General features: G+C 67.8%; 11 protein-coding genes. 3 read left to right on the forward strand and 8 right to left on the reverse strand.

The features are described 5' to 3' along the window. Nucleotides 1–31: 31 nt before the first annotated feature. Both ACQPYH_RS05525 and ACQPYH_RS05530 read right to left on the reverse strand, forming a co-directional pair. The gene (locus ACQPYH_RS05525; RefSeq protein WP_432887508.1) at nucleotides 32–1,357 is read right to left on the reverse strand and encodes a neutral zinc metallopeptidase; all 1,326 of its coding nucleotides are present in this window, start codon (nucleotides 1,355–1,357) and stop codon (nucleotides 32–34) included. Between the two features lie 26 nt (nucleotides 1,358–1,383). After that, entirely contained in the window at nucleotides 1,384–2,268 is an 885-nt protein-coding gene (locus tag ACQPYH_RS05530; protein ID WP_432887511.1) for a neutral zinc metallopeptidase, read from the reverse strand. 251 nt (nucleotides 2,269–2,519) lie between these two features. Here ACQPYH_RS05530 and ACQPYH_RS05535 point away from each other — a divergent pair, with 251 nt between their 5' ends. Further along, nucleotides 2,520–4,205: a DUF2207 domain-containing protein gene (locus ACQPYH_RS05535; protein WP_432887514.1), complete on the forward strand. Its 1,686-nt coding sequence runs from the start codon at nucleotides 2,520–2,522 to the stop codon at nucleotides 4,203–4,205. Between the two features lie 53 nt (nucleotides 4,206–4,258). On the opposite strand, the gene ACQPYH_RS05540 is transcribed toward ACQPYH_RS05535, so the two are convergent. The 3 genes from ACQPYH_RS05540 to ACQPYH_RS05550 all read right to left on the reverse strand — a co-directional run bounded on the left by ACQPYH_RS05540 (nucleotide 4,259) and on the right by ACQPYH_RS05550 (nucleotide 7,042). After that, nucleotides 4,259–5,551, reverse strand: a complete 1,293-nt coding sequence (locus ACQPYH_RS05540) for a peptidase C39 family protein (protein ID WP_432887517.1) — start codon at nucleotides 5,549–5,551, stop codon at nucleotides 4,259–4,261. 62 nt (nucleotides 5,552–5,613) lie between these two features. Further along, complete coding sequence (locus ACQPYH_RS05545; RefSeq protein ID WP_432887520.1) at nucleotides 5,614–6,171, reverse strand: GNAT family N-acetyltransferase; 558 nt, start codon at nucleotides 6,169–6,171, stop codon at nucleotides 5,614–5,616. Between the two features lie 31 nt (nucleotides 6,172–6,202). Then, a complete protein-coding gene (locus ACQPYH_RS05550; protein WP_432887523.1) occupies nucleotides 6,203–7,042 on the reverse strand; it encodes a lysozyme in 840 nt (279 codons plus the stop codon). 133 nt (nucleotides 7,043–7,175) lie between these two features. On the opposite strand from ACQPYH_RS05550, the gene cysS reads away from it, so the two are divergent. After that, nucleotides 7,176–8,603, forward strand: coding sequence for a cysteine--tRNA ligase (gene cysS, locus ACQPYH_RS05555; RefSeq protein ID WP_432887526.1), 1,428 nt, complete (start codon nucleotides 7,176–7,178; stop codon nucleotides 8,601–8,603). A 1-nt stretch (nucleotide 8,604) separates the two neighbouring features. Then, on the forward strand, nucleotides 8,605–9,570 hold the full coding sequence (rlmB, locus tag ACQPYH_RS05560) for a 23S rRNA (guanosine(2251)-2'-O)-methyltransferase RlmB (RefSeq protein WP_432887528.1): 966 nt from the start codon (nucleotides 8,605–8,607) through the stop codon (nucleotides 9,568–9,570). Between the two features lie 53 nt (nucleotides 9,571–9,623). Here rlmB and ACQPYH_RS05565 read toward each other — a convergent pair whose 3' ends face one another. From ACQPYH_RS05565 to ACQPYH_RS05575, 3 genes are all read right to left on the reverse strand, one after another. Continuing rightward, entirely contained in the window at nucleotides 9,624–10,502 is an 879-nt protein-coding gene (locus ACQPYH_RS05565) for a S1 family peptidase (RefSeq protein ID WP_432894348.1), read from the reverse strand. 134 nt (nucleotides 10,503–10,636) lie between these two features. Further along, nucleotides 10,637–11,515, reverse strand: coding sequence for a S1 family peptidase (locus ACQPYH_RS05570; protein ID WP_432887530.1), 879 nt, complete (start codon nucleotides 11,513–11,515; stop codon nucleotides 10,637–10,639). Nucleotides 11,516–11,599: 84 nt separating this feature from the next. Continuing rightward, nucleotides 11,600–12,184: a TetR/AcrR family transcriptional regulator gene (locus tag ACQPYH_RS05575; RefSeq protein ID WP_131460575.1), complete on the reverse strand. Its 585-nt coding sequence runs from the start codon at nucleotides 12,182–12,184 to the stop codon at nucleotides 11,600–11,602. Between the last annotated feature and the right edge of the window lie 29 nt (nucleotides 12,185–12,213).

The following is a 12,213-nucleotide window of genomic DNA, read 5'->3' on the forward strand; positions in this document are numbered from 1 at the left end:
GGCCAGTCGTCTCGAACTAGTTCGTCACTAACTACTTCACCTGTGCCGCCGATGCGGCCCAGGTGTTGCACGCGTTCGGGTTGCGCCCGTTCCACCCGCGCAGCGCCCAGTAGTTGTGGATCGGCGGGGCGCCGTGGTCGTTCCCGTTGTCGATCGTGTTGGCGATCAGCCACCGCCACTGGACCAGCGACTGCCCGGTGATCGGGTAGGTCCGCCGGTTCGAGCCGATGAAGATGTCCGAGAAGCAGGACGCCTGCAGCTCCAGCCGCCGGCTGTCCTGCAGCTCCTGCGTGTACGTCGCCCGCTCGTACCGGATCCGCGCGTACGCCTGCAGGATCCCGGTCTGGTTCTGCACGTGGTGCCCGTACTCGTGGGCGAACTGGTGCAGCATCCACATCCGCGCCCAGACCTTGCTGTACGACTGCGTGTACTTGTTGTAGTTCCCGACGTCCTCGGTCAGGTTCATGTAGATCGTGTCGTTGGTGCCGCAGAAGAACGGCGGCCCGCTGTCGCTGTGGGCCCCGCACGGCGACTGCACGGTGCCGCTGAACGTGACCACGTTCGGGGACCGGAACCGCCCGCCGGCCTTGGTGATCATCGGCGCCCACGCCTTGTTCAGGCAGGCCAGCAGGTTCTTGTAGTTGGCCCGGGCGCCGGCCGCCGTGCTCTGCCGGGACTTGGACTCCTTGCAGTTCACCGACCTCATCGCACCGACCTTGTACAGCTTGTTCCGCACCACCAGGTCGGTGTCGCTCGGCCCGGGGTTGGTCGTCGGCGTGCTGGTGGTCGTCGAGCGGGACGTGGTCGGCAGCGGCGCCTGCGTGGTCGGCCGGGTCGTGGGCGGCCGGACGGTGGTCCTGGTACTCGGCTGCCCCGACGGTTCGGTCGACGGCTCGGTCGTGGGGCTGTACGACGACGTCGTGGTGGGCTCGGCGTACGACGGGTCGCCGTTGTGCTTCAGGATCGAGGAGGCGAGCTTCAGCCCGATCACTCCGATCACCACCACGCCGAGGACGACGAACAGCGCGATCACTCCGCCGCGGCCCTTCTTCGGCGGCCGCGGTCCACCGGGCGGAGCGCCCGCACCCCAGCCGAACTGCGGCTGACCGTGGAACGGCTGCCCCTGGAACGGCTGTCCCTGATACGGCTGCCCCTGATAGGGCGGACCAGGCGGACCTTGGTACGGCGGTCCCGGCGGCGGGCCAGGTGGTCCCGGCGGTCCCGGCGGTCCTTGCGGCGGGCGGCCAGGCGATCCGCCGTACCCAGGCGCTTGCTGACCCGGCCCCGGCTGCCACGGCGGTGGCTGCTGAGGCGGGTATTGCTGCCCGGGCGGTGGACCCCATTGGTTGCCTGACACAGCGGTGACGCTATCGGAGCCCAGGCTCAACTTACCCGGGCGGGTGATGCCGACCAGGTGTTGCAACTCGCCGGGTTACGACTCGCGAAGGCGGCCCGGCTCCAGGCGCCGTGGCTGGTGGTGCTGCCGTGGTCCCGCGGGTACGGCGGCCGGTCGCCGCTGTTGTTCACGTCGTACAGCCACATCTGGTACGCGTACCCGGTGATGCCGTAGCTGCCCCGGTTGGAGCCGAGGAACACGTTGCCCAGACAGGAGGCTTGTAGCTCGAGCCGTCTGCTCAGCAGCAGCTGCCCGTCGGTGGTTGCGTCGTACCGAAGCTTCTCGTAGGCCTCGCCGAGCCCTGTCATCCACTGGACCGAGTGCCCGTACTCGTGCGCCACCGTGAAGCTGCCGACCATCCGGCCGAACGTCGGGTTCTGCTTGTAGAACGAGATGACCGACGGCGACTCCATATAAATGGTGTGGGTCGTCGGGCAATAGAACGACCGCCCCGGCCCACTCCCGCACGGTGTGTTCACCGAGCCGCCCCAAACGACCAGACCGGGCGAACGGAACCGCCCACCGGCCGCACCGACCTGTCGCGGCCAGGCGTGGTCCAGACAGGCCTTGATCGCCTTGAAGTACGCCGATGCCTGCGCACCGTTACCAGGACCGGTCTTCGCCTGCTTGCAATTCACCGTCCGCATCGCACCGGTTTTGTAGAGCCGATGCGTCGCGTTGTAGGTCGCCGGGTTGATCTGCACCGGCTTCGGCGGTGCAGCGGTCGTCGTCTTCTTAGTAGGCGTTGGCACAGCCGTGGTCGGGCGCACCGGCGTAGTAACAGTCGGCGGTGTGGCGACAGTCGGCTCTTCACCACCGCCCTGCGCGAGTTTGACGAACAGGAACACACCACCGGCAGCAACCACCGCCACCAGGGCAACAATCAGTAGCCCTGCGCCGCCTGACTTCTTCCGTGGCGGTTGCGGCGGCAACGGACCCCACCCGAACTGCGGTCCGGGCGGTGGCGGCGCTGCGTAGTACTGCGGCGGCCGGGGAGGAGCCGGGTAACCCTGCTGCGGCGGGACGGATTGCCCGGGAGGCGGTCCCCATTGGTTGCCTGACACCCCGCAGACGCTATCGTGCCCGGTGTCAACCTCCCCTCTTTCTACGGTGTGATTGGGCGATGCGTCTACGTCTCCTCGGGCTCTCCCTGTGTGCCCTCGGCCTGCTCGGCCTGTCGACTGTCCCGGCGGGCGCGGCCGTATCCAGCGCTGCCGCCGATCCGGTGGTGACCAACTACGACAGCCAGGTCCGGGTCGAACGTGACGGCCTGCTCCGGGTCGCGGAGACCTGGAAGCTCAGCAACGTGAACGGGACCTTCACCCGGTTCATCGTCACGCGGGACCACCTGCCCGACGACATCGACCACGTCCAGGAGATCGGCGACCTGCAGGTCAAGGCCGGCGGCCAGGACAAGAAGGCGGACGTCAAGACCGACGGCGACGTCACGTCGATCGCGGTCCCCGGCATCGACAGCGGTACGACGGAGCTCGACTTCTCGTACACGGTCAAGGGCGCGGTGGCGACGGTCCTGGACGGCACCGAGGTGCGGTTCGCGCCGCTGACCGGGATCAGCATCCCGATCCAGCAGGCGAACGTCGTCTACAGCGTCCCTGAGGTTTCGCACGTCTCCTGTTTCGCGGGCCCGATCGACAGCAACATCCCGTGCACGCTGGCGCAGATCGGCGAGACGTCCGGTCCGACCTTCCAGCAGGCCAACCTGCCGCCGGGCAATACGGTCCGGATGGCGGTCGGCTTCCCGAAGGGCCAGATCGCGGCCAACTCGATCGTCGAGTACCGCCACACCTTCAAGCGCGCTTTCTCCACCGACGCGGCGCAGTTGATCACCGCACTGGCCGTGCTGCTGCTCGGTGCGATCGCGCTGTTCGCCCTGTACCGCCTGCGCGGCCGTGACCAGGTCGACCCGCGTCGCGTCGTACCGGCGTCGCTGTTCAGCCTCGGGACCGATGCCCGGATCAACTTCTCGCCGCCGTCGGACCTGCGGCCCGGCGAGGTGGGCACGCTGATCGACGAACGGATCGATCCGGTCGACGTGACCGCGACGATCATCGATCTGGCCGTCCGCGGGCACATCACGATCATCGAGCAGGAGCACAGCACGGAGTACTCGCGTCCGGACTGGGAGCTGCGCCGGGTCTCGAACGCTCCGTCGGAAGAACTGCAGCGCTACGAGAACGTCCTGATCCGCGCGATCTTCGGCGACGCCGACTCGGTGCTGGTCTCCGAGCTCGGCCGTCAGGTCCGCGCGAACCTCGAGCAGGTGCAGGACGCGCTGTACGACGGTGTGGTCAAGCGCGGCTGGTTCAGCGAGCGCCCGGACCGGACTCGGTCGCTGTGGGCAACGATCGGCATCGCCACCACGGTGATCGGCGTCGTCGCGACCGTCCTGCTGGCCCTGCTGTCGACCTGGGGTCTGCTCGGTATCGCGATCACCCTGGTCGGCATCGGACTGCTCGTCGTCGGGCGCTACATGCCGGCCAAGGCTCCGGCCGCCGGCCGTGTCCTCGGCCAGGTCGCTGCGATCCGCGGCGAGCTGCTGGAGATGGACGTCAGCGAACTGCCGACCGACCAGCACGCCGAGCTCTGCTCACGCGCGCTGCCGTACGCCGTCGTACTGGGCGGCTCGGAGCGCTGGATCGACGCACTGGTTGCCACCGACACCACGCCGGACCAAGAGGACGAGGGCTTCACCTGGTACCGCGGTCCGCGCGGCTGGCACCTGCAGTACCTGCCGGACTCGCTCCGCAACCTCACCACGAACCTGACGGGCGCACTGTTCGCCCGCTAGTCCGTAAAGAACAGAGCCCGCCACGCCGCCCCGGCGCGGCGGGCTCTGTCGTCTCACCAGTTGTGTTGAGGACCAGAGATCGTCGGAAGCGCCACACCTTCGGGGTGGATGACATAGACCAGTCCACCCGAGTGCGGCACCCAGGCGTTCTCGAAGGCGGCCCGGTCGTACGTCGTCCGCACCTGGTCGTCACTCGCGATCAGATGCGACGCAGGGTCGTTCACCACCACGTTGCCGGCGGCATCGAATCCGACGATCACCATCAGGTGCCCGTTGGTCCCGTACCCCGCACCGGGCAGATCACCCTTCTTGAACGACAGCGAGGCCACCAGCGGGATCCCCGCCTTGATGAACTGTTCCGCCTCGGTCAGCGACCGCAGCCGGGTGATGAACCCGTCCACGCCACGACTCCCGGCGTACGCCGTGTTGAACGGCCAGTTGCCCGCACCGTCGTACGAGTAGTCGAAGACGGACCGGGCCGAATGGTCCACCTGCGGATCGGTGTACGACGGATCCACCCAGGCTGTCTCGGCGGCGGTGGGTCCCGCGCCCCAGTAATCGAGCACCATCGCGGTCGACGTCGCCGAGCACCACGCCTCGCCGCCACCGTCCCACTGCGGATACTGCCCGATGTGCGTCTCCTGCGAGTACGTCGGCACGTCGAGCGTCATGCCCTCGGCACCCCCAAGGGGGCTCACGGCAACTTTCTTGTCCGAGGGCAGCCGGGACGCCATGGCTCCGACGGAGCGGACCACCGGCGACTGCGTCGTACCGCTGAGCCGGTACAGCGTGACCTTCAGCTGCCAGCGATCCAGCCAGTGACCTGTGGCTGCCTGGAAGGTGTCGACGGCAACAGATCCGTTCGCGTCTCCCTGACTCGGTACCGACGTCCGGTGGATGTCACCGGCCGCAGTGTCGTCGCCGCTGTTCCAGCGACCCATCACGTACCACTTGGTCGCGGCGCCGGTGTCTGTGACGCCGGCCATCGACACCTCGACCCAGGTCCCGGGCGGTGTGGTGGCGTTCCAGGAGGCGACCAGCTCGGTCAGCCCGAAGCCGGTGCTGACGTGGGGAGAGATCCAGCTGGTCTGGTCGTAGTTCTTGGCGGTGCCGTCGCCGAACGGATCGACGTACGACGTGGTGCCGGTCGACGTACCGAAGGTGAGGGCGCCGTCGGTGACGGTGGTGCCGAACCGGTCGCCGGCCAGGAAATCGGCGGTCGAGGTCCACGTGCGATAGGCGATCTCCCGGGCTGGGGCGACCTTGACGGCTTCGCTCGGCAGAACGCCGGCGCTGAGCACAACCGCCCCGACGATCAGGGCGGTGACGGAACGGGCGGAGGTCATAACTTCGACGTTAGACCCGGATGGCACTCGCTGCCATACGAAGGCGTGCCGTAGCAAAAAACTTACGAACGCTTGTCCCATTCGTCTTTCAGCATCGCGAAGACGAGCTCGTCGGTCCACTCGCCCTTGAGAAACTCGTTCCGCACGAAATGCGCCTCCGGGCGCAGGCCGAGGCGCTTCAGCAGGTTGACCGAACCGTCGTTGCGAGCGTCCAGCCGGGCGATGATCCGATGCATGCCGAGCTCTTCGAACCCGATCCGGAGCAGCTCGACCGCGGCCTCACTGGCGTACCCGTGACCGGCCGACTCGGGGTGGAAGACGTACCCGATCTCTCCGGTGCGCTGTTCGACGCTGTTCAGGAACAGCACGACCTCACCGAGGTGCCGGCCGGTGTCCCGGAGGATGACCGCGGCGGTGAGCGCTTGACCGTCGCGGTCCATCGGTACGTCGGCCATCCGGCCGGCGAGAGCCTCCTTGACCTGCTCGGGCGTCCGTACGTCGTACAGCAGGTAGCGGGTGACGTCCGGATTCGACTGCATTTTGAGCAGGTCGCCGTAGTCGGTCTCGGTGTAGCGGCGCAGTGTCAGGCGGTCAGTCTCGATCGGCAGCGTGTAGCTCACCGATCGAGACTATGCGACCGCCGCAACGGATTTAGCCGTTCGCGAGCGCGACCAAGCGCGACTGGTCGCCGTTGAAACGGTCCTGGTCGATCGGGGTCGAGCTGTACTGCCAGATGGTGTGGAACGGCCAGCCACCGGGCAGCGTCCCGGGCGCCGAGGCGTACCGGGCCACCCAGAGCGGGTTGGTCGAGTTGAAGGCAGTGCTGTTACCGGTGCACTGGCTCCACCAGTCAAGGTTGGTGTAGATCACCGGGTCGCGGCCGGTCCGCGCCTTGTAGGTGTTCAGGAAGTCGCGGATCCAGGCCACCATCGAGGCCTGGCTGAGTCCGTAGCAGGTCGCGCCGTATGGGTTGTACTCGATGTCGAGTGCACCCGGCAACGTCTTGCCGTCCTTGGACCAGCCGCCGCCATGGGCTAGGAAGTACGTGGCCTGGTTGGCGCCGCTGGAGTCGTTCGGAGTGGCGAAGTGGTACGCGCCGCGGATCATCCCGACGTTGTAGGACCCGTTGTACTGCTGGGCGAAGTACGGGTTCGTGTAGTAGTTGCCTTCGGTCGCCTTCGTGTAGGCGAACCGCTTGCCGGCGCTCCACTGCGAGGCCCAGTTGACGTTCCCCTGGTGGCTGGACACGTCGATGCCTTCGACGGTGGCGTCGGGCGCCATCACGGCCGGTGCTGCGGTGGTGGTGTTGTTCTGCACCCAGCCCATGTAGGCGTCGCCGGCTTTCTCGATGCCGTGCTGACGGGCCTGGGCCGTGGGCTGATGGGACGACGTGCTGCCGTCGCTGTCGATGGTGCTTGCTTGGGCGGAGCCGATCGAGGCCAGCAACAGGCCAAGAGTCACGGCGGCACCCGTGAAAAGGGCGGACTTCACGGTTTCCTCCAGAGCGATGAGGGGCGGACAGAGCGCTCGGAACTCATTCTTACCCGGCTCCGGAAAGAATCAACCTTTGAAGCTGTGATGCAGGTGATTATTTACCTACGTAACCTCCCGTTACCCTTGACCGGTGACACTTCGTTTGTACGACACCGCGACGGCAGCAGTGCGAGATTTCGAGCCGGTCCACCCGGGCAAGGTCGGGATCTACCACTGTGGGCTGACGGTGCAGGGTGCCCCGCACGTCGGGCACATCTACAAGGAAGTTGTCTTCGACGTACTGCGCCGCTGGTTCGAGCGCTCCGGCTACGAGGTCACCGTGATCGCGAACGTGACCGACATCGAGGACAAGATCCTCGCCAAGTCGGCCGACCGCGGCGTCCCGTGGTGGGCGCACGCCTACGAGTTCGAGCGCGAGCTGCACTGGGCGTACGACGTCCTCGGCTGCCGCCCGCCGACGTACGAGCCGCGCGCCACCGGGCACATCCCGGAGATGATCGAGCTGATCGAGCAGCTGATCGCGGACGGGCACGCGTACGTCGCCCCGGACGGATCCGGCGACGTCTACTTCGACGTGAAGTCCTGGCCGACGTACGGCGCTTTGTCGCACCAGCGGATCGACGACATGGAAGCAGCCGAGGACGCCGACCCGCGCGGCAAGCGGGACCCGCGCGACTTCGCGCTGTGGAAGGGCTGGACCGAGGCCACGCCGCGGACCGCCTCTTGGCCGGCGCCGTGGGGACGCGGTCGCCCGGGCTGGCACATCGAGTGCTCGGCGATGGCAGGCAAGTACCTCGGCGAGGAGTTCGACATCCACGGCGGCGGGCTCGACCTGCGCTTCCCGCATCACGAGAACGAGCTGGCCCAGTCGACCGCGGTCGGGCAGAAGTTCGCCCGGTTCTGGATGCACAACGCACTCGTCACCACGGCCGGCGAGAAGATGTCGAAGTCGATGGGCAACAGCGCCGTCGTACGGAACGTGGTCGAGCGGGTGCGCCCGATCGAGCTGCGCTACTACCTCGTGCAGTCGCACTACCGGTCGGTGGTGGAGTTCTCGTTCGAGGCGCTCGACGAGGCCGCGAAGAGCTTCCAGCGGATCGACGGTTTCATCACCCGGGCCGTCGAGGTGACCGGCGGGGTCGAGCCGGCGGCCGAGCTGCCCGCGGAGTTCGAGACCGCGATGGACGACGACCTGGGTACGCCGGCTGCGATCGCCGTACTGCACAACACCGTCAGGGACGGCAACAAGCTGGTCGCCGACGGGGACTCGGTGCTGCTGCGGGAGACGCTGGCGTCGGTGCGCGGGATGCTCGGAGTGCTCGGGCTGGACCCGCTGGCCGAGCCGTGGGTGTCGCGCACAGGTGGCAGCGACGAGCTCACGGAGGTCGTCGACGGGCTGGTGAAGGCGCTGCTCGAGCAGCGCCAGTCCGCCCGGGAACGTAAGGACTTTGCCGCCGCGGACGCCGTCCGCGACCGGCTGAAGGCGCTCGGCGTCGTCGTCGAGGACACCCCGCAGGGACCACGCTGGTCTCTTGCATCTACAGACGAAGGAAGCTGAAGTGCCAGGCAGTAGTCAGCGTAAGGGCGCCATCCGGAAGAAGCCGCGGGGTAACGCGACGGCGGGCTCCGGCGGGCGGGTTCGCCGCGGTCTCGAGGGTAAGGGCCCGACGCCGAAGGCGGTGGACCGGGTCAAGCACCCCGCGCACAAACGGGCGAAGGCGGCCGAGCGCGCCAAGGATCGGGAGCGCGCGCCCCGGCGCCAGCCGCGCAAGGACGGCGACGCGACCGTCGAGTGGGTGTACGGGCGCAACCCGGTCGTGGAGGCGCTGCGGGCCGGCGTACCGGCGGCCGCTCTGCATGTTGCCGAGGGCACCGAGCGGGACGCACGTCTGCGCGAGGCGCTGCTGGTCGCGGTCGAGACCGGTGTCTCGGTGCTCGAGGTGCCGCGGACGGAGCTCGACCGGGTCACCTCGGGTGGTTCGCACCAGGGCGTCGCCCTGCAGATCCCGCCGTACGAGTATGCGCACCCCGACGACTTGGTGACCCGGGCGCACGACCTGGGTGAGGTGCCGCTGATCGTCGCGCTCGACGGCGTGACGGACCCGCGCAACCTCGGCGCGATCACCCGTTCGGCGGCGGCGTTCGGCGCACACGGCGTCGTCGTGCCGGAGCGTCGTACCGCGTCGATGTCCGCGTCGGCGTGGAAGACCTCCGCCGGCGCCGCGGCCCGCATCCCCGTCGCCCGGGCCGGCAACCTCAACCGGGCCCTCAAGTCCTACAAGGACGCGGGCCTGCTGATCATCGGCCTGGACATGGACGGCGCCGTCGAGCTCCCCGAGTTCGAGGCGGCCACCGAGCCCGTGGTCCTGGTCATCGGCTCCGAAGGCAAGGGCCTGGCCCGCCTGGTCCGCGAGAACTGCGACCTCATCGTCTCGATCCCGATGACCAGCGCCACCGAGTCACTGAACGCCGGTATCGCCGCCGGCGTCACCCTGTACGAGATCTCCCGCCGCCGCGCGGGCTGAACACGCGACAGCGCCCCGGACCGTGGAGGTCCGGGGCGCTGACGTGTTCAGGGTCAGTAGACGCTGACGCCGTAGCGGGACAGCGCCTCGGTGACAGGCTGGAAGTACGTCGTACCGCCGGAGGAGCAGTTGCCGGAACCGCCGGAGGTCAGACCGAGAGCTACCGAGCCGGCGAACAGCGCGCCGCCGGAGTCGCCGCCCTCGGCGCAGACGTTGGTGCGGATCAGGCCGGTGACGGTGCCCTCGGCGTAGTTCACCGTGGCGTTCGTGGCCTGGACCGTGCCGCTGTGCACACCTGTGGTGCTACCGCTGCGCTTGACCGCCTGGCCGACGGACGCGTTGCCGGCGGACGTGATGTCCTGCGAGGTGCCGTTGTACAGATCCACCGTGCCGGGGTGGTTCGTGTACGACGTGCTGTACTTGACGATCGCGTAGTCGTTACCCGGGAAGCTCGATCCGTACGTCGTGCCGAGCAGGGTGGTCTTGCTGGAGTTCGAGTACCAGCTCGACGCGATGTTGCCGCAGTGACCCGCGGTCAGGAAGTAGTACGTGCTGCCGCTGCGGACGTTGAAGCCGAGCGAGCAGCGGTACTGCCCGCCGTAGATGGCGTCGCCGCCGGCGATGTACTTCGTCAGCTTGCCGGACATCTTCTCCAGCGTGACCCGGCTGCCGAACTGCTTGGTCACACCGGTCAGCTTCGACAGCTTCGCGCCGGTGACGGTGTCGTCGTACGACACGATGATCCGGCCGTTCGGGTCGGTCTGCCACGCCGTACCCGGGATCGTCGCGTCCTCGCTCAACGTCGACGTGATCGCGGATGCGGACAGGGCGGCGGGGTTGACCGGCGCGGCCGAGGCCTGCGACGCCATAAGTCCGGCGGCAGCAAGCCCGGCCACGGCCAGGACGGCGGTGGTACGGCGGAATGGGGACATGTTCACGGTTTCAGCCTCCTCACGATGAGGACGCCTTCGGGGCGGGGCGTCCTTGACTTCAACCGTGTCCAGTCCTACCCCCAATCTCCCTGAGTATTCAAGGGGTTCCGGAGAGTAGGGGAAACCTGCACGTTTCAGTAGATCGACACGCCGTACACGTTGAGGGCTTCCACCACCGGCTGGAAGTACGTCACTCCGCCCGTCTTGCAGTCACCGGAACCACCGGAGGTCAGACCGAACGCCCACTGCCGGTAGAACAGCGGACCGCCCGAGTCACCCGGCTCGGCGCACACGCTGGTGCGGATCAGGCCGGCCACGCGCCCGTCGCCGTAGTTCACGGTCGCGTTCAGCCCGGTCACCCGGCCGCTGTGCAGGCCGCTGGTGGCGCCGGAGCGGTACACCAGCTGGTTGAGGCCCGGGTTCATCGCGGTGGTGATGTCCTGCGAGTGCCCGTTGTACAGGTACACGCTGCCGCCCGGGGGCTTCATCTTGATGTCGGTGCGGTAGACGACCAGCGAGTAGTCGTTCCACGGGTAGCTGGCGTTGACCACTGCGCCCGTGTACACAGCGTGGTTCTGGTCCTGGTACCAGCGGGCCGCGGCGACACCGCAGTGACCGGCAGTGAGGAAGTAGTACTTACCGCGCCGCTGCACGTTGAAGCCGACGGAGCACTTGTACTCGCCGCCGAACGTCGCCATGCCGCCGCTGATGTACTTCTGCAGCTTGCCGGGCAGCTTCTCCATCGTGATGTTCGAGGCGAGCTGCTTGGTCAGACCGGTCAGCTTGGTCAGCTTGGTGCCGGTGACCGTGGAGTCGTACGACACCACGACGGTGCCGTCCGGCTTGGTCATCCACGCCGTACCAGGGGTGTTGATCTGGTCGTTCAGCGTCTCGGTGATTGCTTTGGCGGAAAGTCGTGGCGGCTTCACCGGGTCCGCCTTGGCCGGTACGGCGGCGGCCAGGGCGAGCGCGGCGGCCGCCACCACGGCCGCAGTTCGTCGCAGGGTTTTCATAGTCATCAGCCTTCCGGGGCGTACGGCTCTGATGCGCAAGATGGCAGCAAGAGGACGATCCCCAACCTTAAAGGTCCGTGTGGTTCAGTCCAGGCGCAGGGAGTGCAGGACGAACGAGGCGAGTTCGCGGTACGCCTCGGCGTCGTTCAGGCCGGTACGCCGGGCGATGTCGCCGCGCTGGATCGCCTGCATGGTGTGCGCGATCATCTCGGCCGCGAACGCGATGTCGACCTGCCGGAACGTCTTGTGGTTGATCCCGTCCTCGATCAGCTGCCGGACCCGCTCGGCGGCGATCCGGGTGTTCCGCTCGTACACCGACCGGGCCGGCGCGAACGTCGCCACGTCGTCCAGGAAGGTCCGGCTGGCCGGCCGCAGCGCGTCCGCGACCGCGTTCAGGTACGCCGCGATCCGGCGGTCGTGGCGGGTCTGCCGCGCGACCGCGGACTCCACCTGCGCGGTGGCATTCTTGAAGTAGTGCTTGACCACCTCGACGGCGAGCTGCTCCTTGCTCGGCGCCAGCGCGTAGAGGGTCGTCTTGCTGCAGCGCAGCTCGGCGGCCAGGTCGTCCAGGGTGAAGCGGCTGAACCCCTGCTCGAGGAACAGGGACAGGAGCCGGTCGAGGAGCTCGGACTGTCGGCGGGTCCGCCGCCCCGGAACGACTGTTGTCATATTGAGACAGCATAGAACGATACGGAACT

Origin of the sequence: Kribbella sp. CA-245084 (genome assembly GCF_050942355.1) — a bacterium.
Classification (GTDB): Bacteria; Actinomycetota; Actinomycetes; order Propionibacteriales; family Kribbellaceae; genus Kribbella.